Origin of the sequence: Treponema sp. UBA785, from assembly GCF_002297065.1 — a bacterium.
In the GTDB taxonomy this organism is placed as follows: domain Bacteria; phylum Spirochaetota; class Spirochaetia; order Treponematales; family Treponemataceae; genus Treponema_D.
Genome location: NZ_DBJD01000093.1, coordinates 1 through 14529, shown reverse-complemented (window position 1 = coordinate 14529; position 14529 = coordinate 1). Strand labels below are relative to the sequence as shown.

Annotated in this window: 11 protein-coding genes; 5 read left to right on the top strand and 6 right to left on the bottom strand. The window is 40.8% G+C overall.

Annotation, left to right across the window (positions count from 1 at the left end; translation table 11 throughout):
* From B2X33_RS08620 to purA, 5 genes are all read left to right on the top strand, one after another.
* On the top strand, nt 1–357 hold a 357-nt coding region (locus B2X33_RS08620; protein ID WP_296669030.1), incomplete at its 5' end, for an adenylate kinase family protein.
* A 126-nt stretch (nt 358–483) separates the two neighbouring features.
* Nucleotides 484–2079: an NFACT RNA binding domain-containing protein gene (locus B2X33_RS08615; RefSeq protein WP_296669029.1), complete on the top strand. Its 1596-nt coding sequence runs from the start codon at nt 484–486 to the stop codon at nt 2077–2079.
* 203 nt (nt 2080–2282) lie between these two features.
* On the top strand, nt 2283–3164 hold the full coding sequence (gene metF, locus B2X33_RS08610; RefSeq protein ID WP_296021646.1) for a methylenetetrahydrofolate reductase [NAD(P)H]: 882 nt from the start codon (nt 2283–2285) through the stop codon (nt 3162–3164).
* 221 nt (nt 3165–3385) lie between these two features.
* Entirely contained in the window at nt 3386–5044 is a 1659-nt protein-coding gene (locus tag B2X33_RS08605; RefSeq protein WP_296669027.1) for an AMP-binding protein, read from the top strand.
* Nucleotides 5045–5209: 165 nt separating this feature from the next.
* Nucleotides 5210–6442: an adenylosuccinate synthase gene (gene purA, locus B2X33_RS08600; RefSeq protein WP_296669025.1), complete on the top strand. Its 1233-nt coding sequence runs from the start codon at nt 5210–5212 to the stop codon at nt 6440–6442.
* A 279-nt stretch (nt 6443–6721) separates the two neighbouring features.
* Here the strand turns inward: purA and B2X33_RS08595 are convergent, their stop codons facing one another.
* From B2X33_RS08595 to B2X33_RS08570, 6 genes are all read right to left on the bottom strand, one after another.
* A complete protein-coding gene (locus B2X33_RS08595) occupies nt 6722–7561 on the bottom strand; it encodes a Cof-type HAD-IIB family hydrolase (protein ID WP_296669024.1) in 840 nt (279 codons plus the stop codon).
* A 33-nt stretch (nt 7562–7594) separates the two neighbouring features.
* Nucleotides 7595–9178 carry a UDP-N-acetylmuramoyl-L-alanine--D-glutamate ligase gene (gene murD, locus B2X33_RS08590; protein WP_296669022.1) on the bottom strand — a complete coding sequence of 528 codons (1584 nt, stop codon included), beginning with the start codon at nt 9176–9178 and terminating at the stop codon, nt 7595–7597.
* A gap of 144 nt (nt 9179–9322) precedes the next feature.
* Nucleotides 9323–10453 (bottom strand): D-alanine--D-alanine ligase family protein, encoded by a 1131-nt coding sequence (locus B2X33_RS08585; RefSeq protein WP_296669021.1) that lies wholly within the window; start codon nt 10451–10453, stop codon nt 9323–9325.
* 8 nt (nt 10454–10461) lie between these two features.
* Nucleotides 10462–12177: a Mur ligase family protein gene (locus B2X33_RS08580; protein WP_296669019.1), complete on the bottom strand. Its 1716-nt coding sequence runs from the start codon at nt 12175–12177 to the stop codon at nt 10462–10464.
* Between the two features lie 132 nt (nt 12178–12309).
* Nucleotides 12310–12915: a hypothetical protein gene (locus tag B2X33_RS08575; RefSeq protein ID WP_296669018.1), complete on the bottom strand. Its 606-nt coding sequence runs from the start codon at nt 12913–12915 to the stop codon at nt 12310–12312.
* A gap of 814 nt (nt 12916–13729) precedes the next feature.
* Nucleotides 13730–14529 (bottom strand): GDP-L-fucose synthase family protein (locus B2X33_RS08570; RefSeq protein WP_296669016.1); only part of this gene is annotated, 800 nt, incomplete at its 5' end.

Sequence of the window (14529 nt, the reverse complement as noted above, 5' to 3'; positions counted from 1 at the left end):
CAGGCAGAAGCGCTCGAATCTTTTGCAAAAATCGACGCTGCCGTAAACTTCGACATTGCAGACGAAGCTGTTGTTGAGCGTCTTGGCGGCCGCGTATGCTGCAAAGACTGCGGACAGATGTACCACGTAAAATTCAATCCGCCAAAAGTTGAAGGAAAATGCGACAAATGCGGCGGAGAACTTTACACCCGCGATGACGACAAAACAGAATCAATTCAGAACAGACTTGTAGTTTACAGAAAATCTACAGCTCCGCTCATTGATTTTTACAAGGAAAAAGGAAACCTCGTAGACATCGACGCGCGCCCAGCTCCAGAAAAAGTTCTTGAAGAATTCGAAGCAAAATTTAAAAAATAAATTTCAGAGAGTTTAAGCCTCAAAAATTGCAGCCGCTTAAGCTCAAATTTTTTATTGCCGTACAGTTTTTTTTGTGCGGCAATAAAAGTTCCAGGCATTTTTTTCAAACAAAAACCAACCTTTTTTATGTCACTTAACTGTAACGAAATCGATTTAATCTTAAAAGAACTGGATTTGACAGGCTCGTTTATTCAGGAAATTGTACAGCCTTCATTTGATTCGATTGCACTTTATACTTACAAACCCGGCGTTCCAAAAACAGTTTTTATCTGCCTCGCCGCAGGTGAATGCAGGCTCAACGAAGTAAAAAGAAAAATTCCAAAAAACGAAAAACCTCTGCGTTTTTACGAAATTCTTCGCTCAAGAATAAAAGGCGCAAAAATTACGGAATGCCGGCAACTTGGCAAAGAGCGGATTATAAAAATTTCAACATACCGCGAAGGTCCGGTTTACGTAATGCCTGCCGCCCAGGAAAAATTTGCAAAAAAGAAAAAAATCCAGGCCGAGGAAGACGGAATTAAAGAATTAAATCTTTACATAAGGCTTTGGTCAAACGCAGGAAACATTTTTTTATGCAATAAAGAAAATGTAATTTTTGACAGTTTTTACCGCCGTCCTGCAAAAGGCGAAATTTCAGGCGAAATTCTCGTTTTGCCAGAAATTAAAATTTTTACAGATTTGACGGAAAAAGAAAAACTCGAAGAGGAAAACCTAAGCCTTCAAAAATTTCCAGTCCGCGATTTTAATCAAATTCAAAATTCTTCGGAAAATTTAAAAGGCTTAAAAGACAAAAAAAACAGCGGACAAACCTCAAAAGAGCTTTCATTTAACGAAAAAGTCGATTTATTCTATTCTCAAAACGCTTCACGGACTTCGACCGAAAAACTGCTCGAACAGGCAGAAAAATGGTACAATTCGCACAAAACAAGGCTCGAAAACGCGCTCGAAAAACTTGAGCGAAAACGAAGCGATTTTTTAAATGCGGAACAATGGAAACACTGGGGAGATTTAATTCTTTCCTACAGCTATATGTTTACAAACGGACAGGCTTCTTCCGGCTACCTCGATTGCGAAGACTTTGAAAACGGCAAAAAAGTCCACATAAAAATCGACCCGAAAAAATCAGCTCACGAAAACGCCGCAAAATACTACGAAACTTACAAAAGGCAAAGCCACGGACTCGAAGATTTGGAGCACGACATACTCCTCTCAAAAAAACAAATTTCCGAACTCGACAAAAAATACAATTCAATGCTCGCAGAAAAAAATCCCGTCAAACTTGAACAGCTCCTGCGCAAACAGCAAAAACCGCGGCAGCAGGAGCAGAGCGAACGGCCGGGACTTTCTTACGAATCAAAGGGCTGGACAATTCTTGTTGGACGCGACGCCACAGAAAACGACGAGCTTTTGCGCCATTATGTAAAAGGTCCGGATTTGTGGTTTCATACGCGCGATTATCCGGGAGGCTACGTCTTTATAAAGGCACGCTCAGGAAAAACAGTTCCGCTCGAAATTATGCTCGCCGCCGGAAACCTTGCAGTTTATTACTCAAAGGCGCGCAAAAACGGAGAAGCCGACCTCTATTACACACAGGTCAAGCACCTTCGCCGCGCAAAAAACGGCCCCAAAGGACTTGTTCTGCCTTCCAACGAAAAAAACCTTCACATAAAAATGGATTCTGCAATTTTAAGGCAGCTGGAAGAAAATCAAAGCGAATTTTAACTTGCGGGCGTCCGGGCTGACCTTGCCAGGACAGCCCGCCGGGTCTTTGCGTTATAAAATTGCTGCGCAATTTTTCCGTTCAGCCGCGCAAGCGCGTCCGAACCGCTTTCGCGGCTAACAGCCCCTGACGCAAATTTTCCAAAAAAACGCAGATTTTTCCCAAATATAGATTACAAAACTTTTTTCTGTTAAACTTAAAAACCATGAAAATCAGCGAAATCTTAAATTCTAAAAAAGTTACCATATCTTTTGAAATTTTCCCTCCAAAAAAACAGGAGGCTTTTGATTCAGTAAAAAAAACTGCGCTTTCATTAAGTTCTCTAAAGCCAGATTTTATTTCAATAACTTACGGGGCAGGCGGTTCAACACAAACAAACACTTCCGACCTTGCACAGGCTGTCGAAAAATCAGGAACAGCTTCGCTTGCGCACTTAACTTGCGTCCGCTCGACAAAAGAACAGCTTTTACAGACAATCCAAACCCTCAAACAAAAAAACATAACCAATGTGCTTGCATTGCGCGGCGACTTGCCAAAAGACGCTTTTGAAGGAGAAAACCTTTTTCCCTCAGGATTTTTCCACGCTTCCGACCTTGTTCCGCTCTTAAAGCAAAACGGATTCTGTGTAGGAGGCGCATGTTATCCGGAAGGACATCCGGAAAGCTCCAACCGCGACACAGACATCGAAAACTTAAAGCACAAAGTCGAAGCCGGAGTCGATTTTTTGACTACGCAGATGATTTTTGACAACGATATGCTTTATTCATTTTTGTACCGTCTCCAGTCCGCAGGAATTCACGTTCCTGTTCTGGCAGGAATTATGCCGATTACAAACGCAAATCAGGTAAGTAAAATGGTTGACCTTTCAAATGCATACATTCCACGCAAGCTCCTTTCTTTTTGCGACCGCTTCCGAAACGACAGCGAAGCTATGAAGCAGGCAGGAATCGCTTATGCCACAGACCAGATTATAGATTTAATTTCAAACGGCATCCGGGGAATTCACATTTACACAATGAACAAACCGGAAATCGCAGAATCAATCGTAAAAAACATCGATTCAATCATAAAAGCTGTAAATAAATAGCCCGAATGTCGAGTTTTGATAAGAACAGTAATTTAAGTGTCATTGCCGTGCTTGACACGGCAATCTTGCAAAAAAAGTGCAATAGATTACCGGGTCAAGTCCGATAACGACATAAAATCATAAAACTCGAAGTTTGGGCTAAATAAGTTTTTCTGCAACCTTTAAAAAAAATTCGTGTCTAACTAGGAGGATGCACATTAAATATAATTTTAGGAATAAAAATGAACTTTTACAAAGATTTCGTTCAGGACGAAACAGTATACAGTAATTACGAGGATTTAAAGAAAAATTTTAAACTTAAAATTCCTGCAAATTTCAATTTTGCCTACGATATTGTAGACCGCTATGCGCAAACTGTTCCTTCAAAACTGGCAATGGTTTGGTGCGACGACACTCTAAAAAGCCATTACTTTACTTTCAGCCAAATTTCGGAACGTTCAAAGCAAACTGCTGATTTTTTGAAGTTCCACGGAATCAAAAAAGGCGACACAGTTATGCTTATTCTGCGCCGCCGCTACGAATTCTGGTTCTTTCTGCTTGCTCTGCACAGAATCGGAGCAATTGCCGTTCCTGCAACAAACCAGCTTTTAACAAAAGACATTGAGTACCGAACAAATGCCGCCGAAATCAAAATGATAGTTTCGTACGAAGATGAGGAGGTTCAGACAAGAATTGAATCTGCCCTCAAAAATTCACCGACAGTCAAAAATGTTGTAACAGTCGGAAAAAATCGCGACGGCTGGCTCAATTATTATGACGAAATTGAAAATTTTAAGGCCAGAGATTTTGATTCAGAAAACACCCGCCCGACAGAAAACAGCGACACAATGCTCGTTTACTTTACTTCCGGCACAAGCGGAAACCCAAAAATGGTTCAGCACAACTTTACCTACCCTCTTGGACACATTGTTACTGCTAAATACTGGCAGAACGTTATGGACGGAGGACTTCATCTTTCGGTCGCAGAAACCGGCTGGGCAAAGGCTATGTGGGGAAAACTCTACGGACAGTGGATCTGCGGTTCTGCGGTAATGGTTTACGATATGGCAACTTTTTCGCCATCAAAAACAATCGAAATTATTTCAAAATACCGCGTTACAACTTTCTGTGCGCCTCCGACAACTTTCCGCTTTATGGTTAAAGCCGACATAAAAAAATACGACTTGTCAGCCTTAAAGCACATTGTGACGGCAGGCGAAGCCCTTCCTCCGGAGCTTTACGAGAAAGTATATGAAGCAACAGGTCTCGAAATGCACGAGGCATTTGGCCAGACAGAAACCACCGTTCTTGCAGGAAATTTTCCCGGAATGAAAATAAAACCAGGCTCAATGGGCAAGCCTGCTCCTGGCTATGATTTGGAAATTGTCAGGTCAGACGGAACAAAATGCCCTCCAAACGAAGAAGGCTCTATTGTCATCCATCTGCACGGTCAGCGCCCGACAGGACTTTTTTCCGGCTACTATAAAAATGAAGAACAGACAAAAAAAGCATTTAACGGAGACGACTATTACACTGGCGACGTTGCATATTACGATGAAGACGGCTACATTTGGTTTATAGGACGCAAAGACGACGTAATAAAAACTTCCGGCTACAGAGTAAGTCCTTTTGAAGTAGAAAGCGCAATTCTTTTGCATCCAGCGATTCTGGAATGTGCAGTAACTGGCATTCCAGATGAAAAACGCGGCCAGGCAATAAAAGCAACCGTTGTTTTAAACAAAGGCTTTGAACCTACAAAAGAGCTAAAACTCGAGCTTTTTGAGTTTATAAAGTCAAAAACGGCGGCATACAAACATCCCCGCATAATCGAATTTGCCGAAACCCTTCCAAAAACAATTTCTGGCAAAATCCGTCGTGTAGAACTGCGAGAGAAAAACTGATTTTAAGCGGCGTGCAGAAAAAAACAGCACAGGCTTTTCCTGCTACGTCTATTTAATGTCTTGTTTAATTGAATAAGAACTTTTTTTATGATAAAATTAGTGCCGTTTGTGAGAACCCTTGCAGAGGCGACACAAATTTAGTTTTTTGTTTTGCAGGAGCTTTTTATGAAGGTCGTTGTAATTGGTGCCCAGTGGGGTGATGAAGGAAAAGGCAAAATCGTTGATTACCTTGCCGAAGATGCTGAATACGTTGTTCGCTACGCAGGCGGTCCAAATGCAGGTCATACAATCGTAGTTGACGGAAAACAGTTTGCGCTTCATCAAGTTCCGAGCGGAATTCTTTATCCAAACAAATCTGTATTTTTAGGCGCTGGAATGGTCATCGATCCAGAAGCACTTTTTAACGAACTCCAGATGCTCAAAGACAACGGAATCAACTGGGAAGGACGTGTTTTTATTTCTGACCGTGCACACATTATTCTTCCACGCTACCGCCAAATGGACAAAGATCGCGATTCTCAGCGCAAACGCCCAATTGGAACAACAGGCCGCGGAATTGGAATCGCCTATTCAGAAAAAGCACAGCGCGACGGCATTCGTCTTGCAGACCTCGACTGGAAACAAAAAATGGATGAATTTGGGGGCGAAGATTTAGAATTCATCAACAAATACAAAGATCAGCTTATAAAAATGCGCGTTGACCTTACTCAAAAAATGTACGAATACCGCAAAAGCAACATTCTTTTTGAAGGTGCGCAGGGCGCAATGCTCGACATTGATTCAGGAACATATCCTTATGTTTCTTCTGGAGCTTCATGCTCTGCTGGCGCTGCAACAGGTTGCGGAATCGGTCCACATGATTTAGACAAAATCTTAGGCGTCTTTAAAGCTTACGAAACTCGCGTAGGAAACGGTCCAATGCCGACAGAATTCAATGATTCGGACGAAGCAGAAAGCGAGCTTTGCCGCAAAGTACGCGACACTGGACGTGAATACGGTGTAACAACAGGAAGAGCACGCCGTTGCGGTTATCTCGACCTTGTCGCATTGCGCTATGCCTGCCGTGTAAACTCAATCGACAGCCTTGTTTTGACACATCTCGATATTTACGATCCAATGGAACAGATTGAAGCCTGCATTGCCTACGACATCAACGGAAAAATCGTGACAGACTTCCCGGCAAATGTTGAAGACATGGAAAACGCAAAACCAGTTCTCCAGAAATTTACAGGATGGAAAAAATCCCTCAAAGAAATCCGCAAATATTCAAAACTTTCAAAAGAAGCGCGCGAATATGTTGAATTTATCGAAGACTACTGCAAAACTCCAGTCGGAATAATCTCCGTAGGATACGAACGCGACGAGACATTCATCCGCAAAAATCCTTGGAAAAAATAATTAAGTATTGACAAACCATAAAAAAATGGGCGTCCAAAGATAGAAATTGTCTTTAGACGCCCATTTTCGTTTTAAATACCCTTAATTTCGAGTTTTATAATTTAATGCCATCATCGGGCTTGAGCCGATAATCTTCTATTGAAAAGTTCCGACAAATTCCTAACCGAGTTTGCTACGTAAATATCGCAGTGTCGCAGCACGGAAATGGCTCTTAAATGACTGTTCCTTTCAAAATTCGACATTCTGGCTAAATCATCAAAAATCTTAATTACAAAAAACTTACAGAATATATTTTTCTATAAAATCTGCAACACCGTCATCATTGTTTGTTTTTTCCGTCACAAAATCCGCAATACTTTTTATGTGCTCGTTTCCGTTCACCATTGCAACTCCGTAACCGCATTTTTCAATCATGCTTTCGTCATTCATGCTGTCGCCAAAGGCAAGAGTCGTGCTGTGGTCAATGCCTATAAAAGAAGAAAGCCATTCAATCGCCTCGCCTTTTCCACAATCCGGCGGCAAAATTTCCAAAAAATAAGGTTTGCTCGTAAAAATTACAGCTTTTTCACCAAGGCTGGCCTTCAATTTTTTTTGCAGTTCCTGAATTTTTTCAGGTTCTCCAGGAATCAGCATTTTAAAAAATGAATTCTGGTTCTCAAGCAAAAATTTTTCAAAATCTGGAGCTTCCTCTCCATTTAATCCGCACATTCTGACATCGCGCAAGGTCCAGTCCGTCTCCTTGCTGTAAAAAACCTTGCCGTCAGAATAAACTTCTGTTTCAAAACCTTCTTCAACAGCAATTTTATGCGCTTCCAAAAGGACTTCGCCACTCACAGTTTTTTTGTAAATCTGAATACGCTTGTGCATGTCAAAAATAGAGCAACCGTTTATTGCAATTACATATTTTCCGCTTTCCAAGGCAGCAATATTCAGTCTGCTTACAAAAGGCTTGATTCCGTCTTCTGCCCTGCCAGAACACAAAACAACGTAAATTCCGCGCTGGGCGCATCGCTTTAAGATTTCTGCATTTCTGTCACTTATCTTGCGCTCGTCGTTTAAAAGAGTGTCGTCCAAATCAAGGGCGATAAGATTTACATGCAGTTTTCCAGTATTTTTCATGGCTATTTTTTTTCTCCAGGACTTGTATTCCGTCTATATAAAAATCTCGCGGACTTTCGCCTTAAACTGATTTCCGCGATCAAATTCGTTCATAAACATTCCAAAACTCGTAGAGCCCGGACTAAAAACCACAACTTTTTCACCGGAACAATTCTTTGACAAAATATCGGTTTTTAGAGACTTGAGCATTTCGTCAAGATTTTTAAAAGGTCCGTTAAACGAAATATTCGCCCTGTTAAAATCGCAGATCATCTTGTCGCTGGCGCTTCCTTCAAGCATATAAATCGAAGAAGGTTTAAAAGCCGTACTTTTAGAAATCGTATCAGCGACAGGACTTAAATCAAGCCCCTTGTCCGTTCCGCCAGTCAAAAAAACAACAGGTTTTCCAAAAGCCTGGGTTGCTTCCGCCGCCGCCTCAGGCACAGTCGCCGCGCTGTCGTTGTAAAACCTAAAGACACAGGAATTTCCCGACTTATATTTGACCGTGTACGAATGAAAAAATTCAAGACGGTGTTCAATTCCGTGCCATTTTCCCAAAATCTCGACAGTCTGCTCAGGAGCAACACCCATAAGCTCAAGAACAAGGGCGGCGTTTAAAACATTAAGACGCATATGTTTGCCAGGAACAACAAGCTCCTTCAAAATTGTATCGGTTGTTTTTCCGTGTCCTTGCGCATAACGGCTCAAAAGTTTTTCCGGCAGACGGCAGATTCCATTTCCATTCTTATCCTGCCATACGCCAAAAACGCCTTCCGGCAATTTTGACTTAGAATATCTCAAAACCTGGGCCTTTGTCTCTTTTGCAAAAATATTTCCCCAGTTGTCAATCAAAGTTCCGCCGTCACAAGCCGCATCATCATCAAAATCAAGAATCGTAAAGTCCTTCTTAGTCTGGTCAGCATAAATCAGCTTTTTGTCAGCGACATAGGCAAGCATCGAATGATAAAAATTCTGATGGTCAGGCATAATTTTCGTAATAATCGCAATGTGCGGTTTTAGAGCTTTTCTTCCGTGCAAGTCGGCAAGCTGCCAGCTCGAAAGCTCAAGCACAACAGGAGTAGTTCCGCTCGTTTTTTCAAGAAAAGTCAGCGGACTTACAGTAATATTTCCGCCAAGAAACGCCTCAAAACCAGCTTCCCTCAAACCATAGTAAATCGCGCTCACAGTCGAGCTTTTTCCCTTAGAACCGGTAACCGCAATAATCGGCGCCTTAGTAAAATGCAAAAACAGGCTGATGTCCGTTTCAATCGCCTTTGCAGCAGCCAAAAATTTATTTCCGTCGTATTTTACGCCAGGATTTTTAATTACACAGTCCGCATTTTCAAAATCTTCGATTTTATGCTCGCCAAGACGGTAGGTCAGCCGGTTTTTATCAAGTTCCCGGTCTTCCGAAATCGATTTTATTGTCGGAGCAAGCTGTTCAGCCGTCTTCATGTCCGTAACAAGAACGTAAGCCCCATGTTTAAGCAAAAAACGCACGCTCGCTTCGCCGCCACCGTTGAGCCCAAGTCCCATAACAACAACGTGCTTTCCGGCAATATCCTCGATTTTGTCAAAAAAACAGCCTTCCGGATAAATTTTCGGAACAGGAGGAAGAGGTTCATTCAAATCAGCCATTTTTTGTCTCCAATAAAATTTTTAAGACGGGCGTTTCCTGCCAGTTTTGGCAGGCCGCGTGTTGCGTGGTTTCATTCCGGCGCAAAGCCCCGGAACGGCACAGCCGCCACTCCACCCGCTAACGCAGAATTTTTTCTAAAAAAATCAGCGCGATGTCTTTAATTTAGAAGCCGCTTCAAATTTTGACAGAGCCTCGTTCATCAAAAGTTCAGTCAGCGCAGTAAAATCAAGCCCAAATTTTGCGCACATCTTCGGGAACATCGAAATTTGCGTAAAACCAGGCATTGTATTTATTTCGTTCAAATAAATTTCAGAAGAATCCTTGTCCATAAAAAAATCAACACGGCTCAATCCGCACAAATCAAGCGCAGCATACGCTTTTTTTGCCAAACTCCGAATTTCTTCCAGCTTATCTTCTTCGAGCCGCGCAGGAATCAAAAGCTCAGCGCCGTCAGGGTCATTGTACTTTGCGTCATAATCATAAAAATCATGCTTAGGAGCAATTTCTCCAGGGCCATAAGCCGTCAAAACCTCAAAACTTTTCTGTCCATCACAGATTGTAGGATTTCCAGTTACAGAACATTCAATTTCGCGGGCATTTACAGCCTTTTCAATAAGAATTTTATCGTCCCAATCAAAAGCATCAATAATTGCGCTGTTCAAATGACGCAGGTCAACGGCAAGATTAGCTCCGTCAGAAGAACCTGCAGAACAAGGCTTCACAAACATCGGAAAACCAAGCTTTTTTTGGGCGTTCTCCAAAATTTCATCGTATTTTTTCCAGTCAGCAAGGTCGCTTCTTCTTACGCAAATTCCAGGAACAACAGGAATTCCGGCATTTTCAAGCACAGCTTTTGTTTTTTCTTTGTCCATCGTAATTGCAGAACCCAAAGGACTGCATCCGACATAAGGAACGCCTATCATTTCAAAAAGCCCCTGAATCGTTCCGTCTTCGCCAAAAGTTCCGTGCAAAACCGGAAAAACCACATCGCACGGAATTTCGCATCCGTTTACGACAAAGGCTCTTTGTTTTCCACCGCCAGGAATTGCAAAAACCTCATTTATTTTGTCTTCGGTTATTTCAAAATGAGATTTTTCATCGTTTCTGATTCTTTCAAGCTCAGTTTCCGGCTGCAAAAACCATTTTCCGGTCTTTGTAATTGCAATCAGGGTGATTTTATGTTTTTTGTCGATATTTCTAGCAACAGAAGCCGCAGAAACCAGAGAAACCTCGTGTTCGCCAGACTTTCCGCCGTAAATAACAGTCACATTCATTTTATTTTTTATCTCCCATAATTCGCATTGTAGCCCATTTCTGCAAGGGCCTTTTTTGCTTCAGAAATTTCATCGTAAGGATGAGGTCCGTCTTTATAAATGATTGAATTTTCATGGCTTTTTCCAAGCAAAAGAACAATATCATTTTTTTTAGCCATTTTAAAAGCCTGACGAATTGCCGACGGACGGTCAGCAGTTATAAACAAATCCTTATTCAAAACTTTGCCCTCTTTTTTTGCACCAACAGCAATCTGCTCAAGAAGAGCAACACTGTCTTCACCTCTCGGATCTTCATCAGTCAAAATCACAACGTCGCAAAAACGAGCGGCAATAGCGCCCTGCAAAGGACGTTTTTTTAAATCGCGTTCGCCGCCAGAACCAAAAAGACTTATAATCTTTCCAGAAGCGCGTCTTTTTAACGGCGGAAAAATAGTTTCAAAACTAGAAGGAGTGTGGGCGTAATCCACGATAACTTCAAAAGGCTGGCCTTCGTCAATTTCCGTCATACGGCCTTTTACAGGCACAAGTTCAGAAACTTTTTCTGCAACTTTTTCGAGCGGGGTCGAAGTCAGACGGCTAACGGCAATCAAAGACGCCATAATATTGTATGCGTTAAAAGCACCAGGAAGAGAAGCCTTGATATGGATTACGCCTGCGGCAACAGGTTTTGAATTTTTATCGACAAGATTCGGCTCAACAATGCTAAACGAAAGCCCATAAGCCGCGCTCGCAATGTTACGGCCAACAAGATAAGGAATAGAAGGAGGAACTGGAGGAAGCGGCTTTTGTTCTTCAAGACCAGCGACAGCCTGTTTTCCGGCCTTGCCTTCCGTTGTAAAGCCAATAACCGGCTGTTTTGTAGCTTTTATAAAGAAAGAGGCAGATTCGTCCTCGAGATTTACAATTCCAAAAGAAGGAACAGCAACTTTTTTTCCTAGAATAGTTTTTTGGTGAGAATTTTCGTCAAGTTTTCTAAAAAGATTAGCCTTGTCGTCGCGATACTGCTCAAAAGTTTTATGAAATTCAAGATGCTCGAGAGTAACATTCATAAAAACACCACAGTCAAAATCAATATTTCCAGTACGGTTGAGCTTAGGAGAAAGACCATGGCTTGAAGTTTCGATTACAGCGTATTCACAGCCGTTCTGAACCATTTGAGCAAGATAATTTTGAATTACAGGAGCTTCAGGAGTTGTAGTATGCTGAGGATTAGCAAGGGCTTCACCGCCAACAGAATACTGAACGGTAGAAATAAAGCCAGTCTTATGACCGTTAAGACGCAAAAGCTGCCAGATAAAACTTACAGTTGAAGATTTGCCTTCAGTGCCAGTAACACCGATAACACCGAGTTTTTGAGAAGGATAATCAAAAAAACAGGCTGCAACAGGCGCCATAACCTTACGGCTGTCCTTTACGCGTAAAAAAACAGGTTTATTCTTGGAATTTTGAAGGGCATTCTGAATTTCCAAAGCCGTTTTTTCATCAAAATCGTCCTGAAAAATAACAGCCGCCGCACCTTTTTTAATGCAGTCACTGATAAAAATATTACCAGTAGTATGAGTTCCCGGAAGCGCAAAAAAAAGAGAACCCTCAGAAACATCGCGACTGTCAAAAGCAAGGTTAGAAATTACACAGTCCGAAGAAAGGATACATCCAGTTTTTCCGTCACCTTCCACGGAAATATAGTCAAAAGAGCCCAAAAGCTCCGAAAGATTCTTAGCCATAATATTTTTATTTTACCGCTAAGAAATGGTTTCTTCAATGGGAAAAATAAAGTTGAAAACCAAAGAAATGCGTGTGCAAAAAAACGGCTTCGGCAACAAAATGTTACCAAAGCCGTTGAGTTACAAATAATATCAAGAATCCAAATTGAAATCAGTACTGTACGACAGTTTCTTGTTAAGAAGAGTCAGTATTATAATTACTAAAATCACAAAATAAACCAGAACCACGAGAAATAATATCGGCATCTTAATCAAATTAAAAGCAGTAAGACCTCTAAGATAAAAGCGACTATATACAATAGCCAGCAAAAAGTTAATCGCAATATCGCAAAACATCGACTGTTCTTGAAAAATTGCCTGTTTACATTCAGAGAATTTTTTATATGCAAATTCATTATTTTTCCGCTCTGCAATTCTTATAGCATTTTCAACAGAAAGATTTTCTTTTGCATTAGAAATATATTCTTTTTTCCAATGTGCCAAAGCAATCCTGCAAATTCCGCCTATTATGATTTTTACACAAAAACATATAAGCGTCCCTAAAAACACTAATCTGACTAATGATTCAACACATTCTATTCTATGTTTATCAAATGAAAAATAAAACAAAATCAAATTTTCTTGAGCAGCAAGGACTGAACTAATGTCAAAAACTATGGCTATCGAAAGAAATTTGATAAGATAAACAGGTTTATTAAAAACGTCTTTTATATTGTTAAAAAGGTCGGTTATTTCCAAAAATATTTTCTCCTTAAATCTACTCTTCTATTGCTGATAGAATCGGCAACATAATATAAAAAGAAATCAAAATGCCATCAAAAATCACTTTTCAAATATCAAAAGTATTTTATTTGTGTCATTAACGGAAAATCCATTTTTTTTATAAAAATTTATTAGTCTTTCAAAGTTTAATGCACAATTTCCACAAGGTATAGCTTCACCCGCAATATATCTAATTTTTCTTAAATATTTTAACATCTGATACGACTCTGTTTCTATAAATTTGTTATACTCGATAATGATATCCACAATGCAGCCCCTGCAAATCCTTTGTGTTGATATTCTACCGGAGTTTCCAGCATAACAAGTTTACAATAGCCACATATCAAACTAAAACTAAAGCAATAATTATCTTTAGCAGTACAAGTTTCCAATTACCATTTTTTAATATTTTTATCCCGTCCAAAGTTTCAACTATAAAAGAAGGATGAATACAATCATTTTTTGAATAATCAGGATATATAGGCAATATGCAAGTCATATAAAAAGAAAATGATTTTCCACTATATTTTTTTATCAATTTCAACTGAACACTAGACGACAGCGGCTCAAGAACAAGTTTTCTATATGCATATTCATTTGAACTATGTTTTAAATTATTATAATTACCGACTTCAACCAAAATATTTTATGATTTATTTCTCCCAAAGATTTTCATCAAACAACCATCTAATACAATAAAAGAAAACAACAATTAAATATATAAAAAAGGCTTCGGTAACTAAACAATATCGAAGCCTTTTACTTTTATTTTGCTAAAAAAAAATGATGTTTACTTTCGCACCTTTCCATGCAGAAAGTCGTCATAGCTGATTTCAATTCCCTTGCGGACATCGACTTTTGCCTTCCAGCCTAGGTTGTTCAGGCGGGTTACATCGCAGAGTTTTCTTGGTGTTCCGTTAGGCTTTGAAGCGTCCCATTCAATCCGGCAGGTTCTTCCGTCTTTTGCGACATCAGCATAAACAACCGCTCGGATTGTTTCGGCAAGCTCCTTGATTGTCAGCTCTTTTCCGGTTCCAACATTCACGAAGTCTCCAGTCGGAGTTCGCAAATCTTCTGCGTTCTTGTTTTCCATAAGGTAGACAACCGCATCCGCCAAGTCGCCTGCAAAAAGGAATTCGCGCAACGGAGAGCCGTCGCCCCAAAGATGAACGACATCCTCGCCGCTCGCCTTTGCCTCGTGGAATTTCCTAATCATCGCAGGGAAAACGTGACTTCCAGCAAGCTCATAATTGTCGCCGATTCCATAAAGATTCGTCGGCATCACAGAAAGAAAGTTTGTTCCGAACTGTCTGTTGTACGCCGTGCAAAGTTTTATCACGCTGATTTTCGCAAGAGCGTAAGCGTCATTCGTAGGCTCAAGCGGACCTGTAAGAAGAGACTCTTCCTTTATCGGCTGCTCAGCCATTTTAGGATAGATGCAGGTTGAGCCGAGGTTCATCAGCTTTTTTACACCGTTTTTGCGTGCCGCCTCAACAACATTGAAGCCAATCACCATGTTCTGATAGATAAAATCCGCAGGATAAACTGAATTCGCCCCGATTCCGCCCACATGAGCCGCAGCAAGAAAAA

What these genes read in the sequence shown, in the direction of transcription:
- B2X33_RS08615 (WP_296669029.1), top strand. Translation starts at nt 484, where the DNA reads ATGTCACTTAACTGTAACGAAATCGATTTAATCTTAAAAGAACTGGAT.
- metF (WP_296021646.1), top strand. Translation starts at nt 2,283, where the DNA reads ATGAAAATCAGCGAAATCTTAAATTCTAAAAAAGTTACCATATCTTTT.
- B2X33_RS08605 (WP_296669027.1), top strand. Translation starts at nt 3,386, where the DNA reads ATGAACTTTTACAAAGATTTCGTTCAGGACGAAACAGTATACAGTAAT.
- purA (WP_296669025.1), top strand. Translation starts at nt 5,210, where the DNA reads ATGAAGGTCGTTGTAATTGGTGCCCAGTGGGGTGATGAAGGAAAAGGC.
- B2X33_RS08595 (WP_296669024.1), bottom strand. Translation starts at nt 7,561, where the DNA reads ATGAAAAATACTGGAAAACTGCATGTAAATCTTATCGCCCTTGATTTG.
- murD (WP_296669022.1), bottom strand. Translation starts at nt 9,178, where the DNA reads ATGGCTGATTTGAATGAACCTCTTCCTCCTGTTCCGAAAATTTATCCG.
- B2X33_RS08585 (WP_296669021.1), bottom strand. Translation starts at nt 10,453, where the DNA reads ATGAATGTGACTGTTATTTACGGCGGAAAGTCTGGCGAACACGAGGTT.
- B2X33_RS08580 (WP_296669019.1), bottom strand. Translation starts at nt 12,177, where the DNA reads ATGGCTAAGAATCTTTCGGAGCTTTTGGGCTCTTTTGACTATATTTCC.